1 protein-coding gene is annotated in these 2,513 nt (G+C 65.1%); it reads right to left on the bottom strand.

The window, feature by feature from the left end:
• Nucleotides 1-2,513 (bottom strand): beta strand repeat-containing protein (locus EWM57_RS20450; protein WP_207218365.1); only part of this gene is annotated, 2,513 nt, incomplete at both ends.

The raw sequence follows: 2,513 nt of genomic DNA, 5'->3' as shown, positions 1-2,513 counted from the left end.
CGTGCCGGCCGCCAGCGAGGACAGGTTCAGCCCCGTCGTGTTGGAGAGCTTAGCCGCGTCGTAGTGGTCATCCACGCCGTCGGTGGCGCCGTCCTCGAAGTAGACGTAGGCCGGGTCGTGCACGCCCTGGGCCGAGACCAGATCCAGCTGCACGCTCGGCCGCAGGTCGGCCGTGGTGCGGTTGAAGCTCGGGTTCTGGTAGTCGGTGGCGCGCCAGGCGTTCAGGAAGCTGAACGCGGCCACGGGCTGGGAGACGCGGACAAAGAAGCCCTGCATCGAGCCGATCAGGCCGCCGGGCAGCGTGCCGAAGCCGTTCTGGTAGAACTGGTAGGAGCCGTCGTACTGGTTGCTGGACTTGTAGACGTAGACGGCGTCAATCACGCCCGCGGGCAGGCTGGTGCGCACTTTATTCCAGTCCAATGGGGCGGGGTAGGGGTTGCCCAGCAGCTGCCAGCCCGAGTTAGCCTCGGTGCCGCGGCTTAGGGCCCCGACCGTTACGGTGCCGTTGTTGAGCAAGCCGACCAGGTCGACTTTCTCGCTGGCGGCCAAATTGACCGTGTAGCCGCGGCCGACGGTGAGCCGGTTGCTCAGGGCAGTCGGCGAGAAATAGCCTTGCTCAAATGTCTGGGTGGCGGCCGAGGTGCTGGTGATGCGCGCTTCGTCGAAACCAAACACGGTCGGGAATGGCGTCACCGTGTTGCCCACCGTGTTGTAGGCCGGGTTCACCACGGGCGAGAAGTTGGCGGTGGCCAGGTCGGCTACGGTGGTGGTTTGCACGGGCGAGCTGTAGTGGCGGTAGCCCAAGCCCGCGTTCAGGCTCGGGTCGATGTAGCGCTGCACCGTGGCCGAGCTGTTGACTACCCCGCCGTTATTGACCACCATGGCCGTAGCCGTGGCATTTGATAACAAGGTGAAACCATACGCCAAGGGGCTAAAATCGCCGTTGAGTGTGAGCAGGTGCTGCAAATCGGCCGGGCCGTCGAGGCGGGCTCCGGCGGGGCCGACGGTCAGGTCCCAGAAGGTGGTGCGGGCGCCGCCCAGGCGCTGCTCCGTGCTGCCGTTCAGGTTCACGAGGCCGCCAGTGGCGGTGAAGGTGCCATCAATGGCAAAGCCGATGCCGTTTACCGTGAGGGTGCCACCGCTCTGGGTGAGCAAGGCGTTGGTATTCAGAAACAAATTCTTCACTGCCGCTGCTCCCGAGCCAATCACCGGGTTATAAGGCCGGGCGCTGGGAATGGTAGCATCCACCGTGGCGGTGGGCACGCCAGCCGTCCAGTTGCCGACAGCAAACCAGTCGTTGCTGACAGCACCCGTCCAGGTCGTAGCCGTCACGGGGGCATTGTACTGCAGGCTGTAGGCGCCCGAAGACGCCACGTTGCCGGTACCGGCGCTGGTCTGGGCCACGCTGGCCGCTATGCTCACCGTGGTGGGCGTGCCGGCGGTGGTGGGCGTCACGGTGAAGGAGTAGCTGGAGCCTGAGCCCGAGAAGCTGCCGCTCGTCACCACCCCGTTGGTTATGGTCAGGTCGCTGGCATCAAAGCCCGTCACGGATTGCGAGAAGGTAACGGTGAATGGAATGGGCGTCGTGTTGGTGCTGCCGCCCGAGGCGCCGGCCGTGCTGGTGATGACCACCGTGGGGTTTACGGCGAAAGCCACACCGTTGCTGGTGCCGCCCGAAGTAGTTACGGTCACGTTGCCGGTAGTGGCGCCCGCGGGAACGGTGGCCGTGAGGGTACCGTCATTTACCACGTTGAAAATGCTGGCGGCCGTGCCGTTGAAGCTCACGGCGGTGGCGCCCGTCAGGCGGGCGCCGGAGAGCGTGACGCTGGTGCCCACCGGACCGTTGGTGGGGCTGATGGAGCTCAGGAAGGGCGCGGTGAAGTTGGTGGTGCTCAGCAGCACGCCCACGTTCTGGGTGCTCAGGTTTGCCACGGCCAGGTCGGGGCGGCCATCCGCGTTCAGGTCGCGGATAACGGCGTGGCAGGGCGAAGTACCGCCGCTGCTGAAAATGACCGGGGCCGTGGGGAATGTGCCTGGCGTGGTGGCCGAGTTTACCAGGACACTGATGGTCGTACCGTTGTTAACATTGTAGTTCTCGGATACGATTTCGGCGCGGCCGTCGCCGTTCAGGTCGCCGATAGTGACGCCCAGGGGCTTCTGCGTCCCTACGCTGTAGCTAACGGTAGTGGGAAAAGAGCCGGGGGTAGTGGCCGAATTCAGCAGCACGCTGACGGTGGCATCCGCATCGTTGGCCACCACCACGTCGGGGCGGTTGTCGCCGTTGAGGTCGCCCAGAGCAATGCCGCGCAGCGTGGAAGTGGTGTTGGTGAGGTAGGTAACGGCGGCGCCAAACGTGCCGGGCGTGGTGGCCGAGTTCAGCAGCACGCTGATGGTGTTGGTGTTGGTATTCGCCGCGATAATGTCGGGGCGGCCATCACCATTGACGTCCCCGACCACAATCTCGTCGGTGGAGCCGGTACCGTTGCCGCTGGCGTAGGTGGCCAGGGTGGGGA

The sequence above is a fragment of the Hymenobacter persicinus genome, assembly GCF_004167665.1.
GTDB lineage: Bacteria > Bacteroidota > Bacteroidia > Cytophagales > Hymenobacteraceae > Hymenobacter > Hymenobacter persicinus.
The sequence above is the reverse complement of the archived record's forward strand: the minus strand, read 5'-3'. Positions and strand labels throughout refer to the sequence as shown.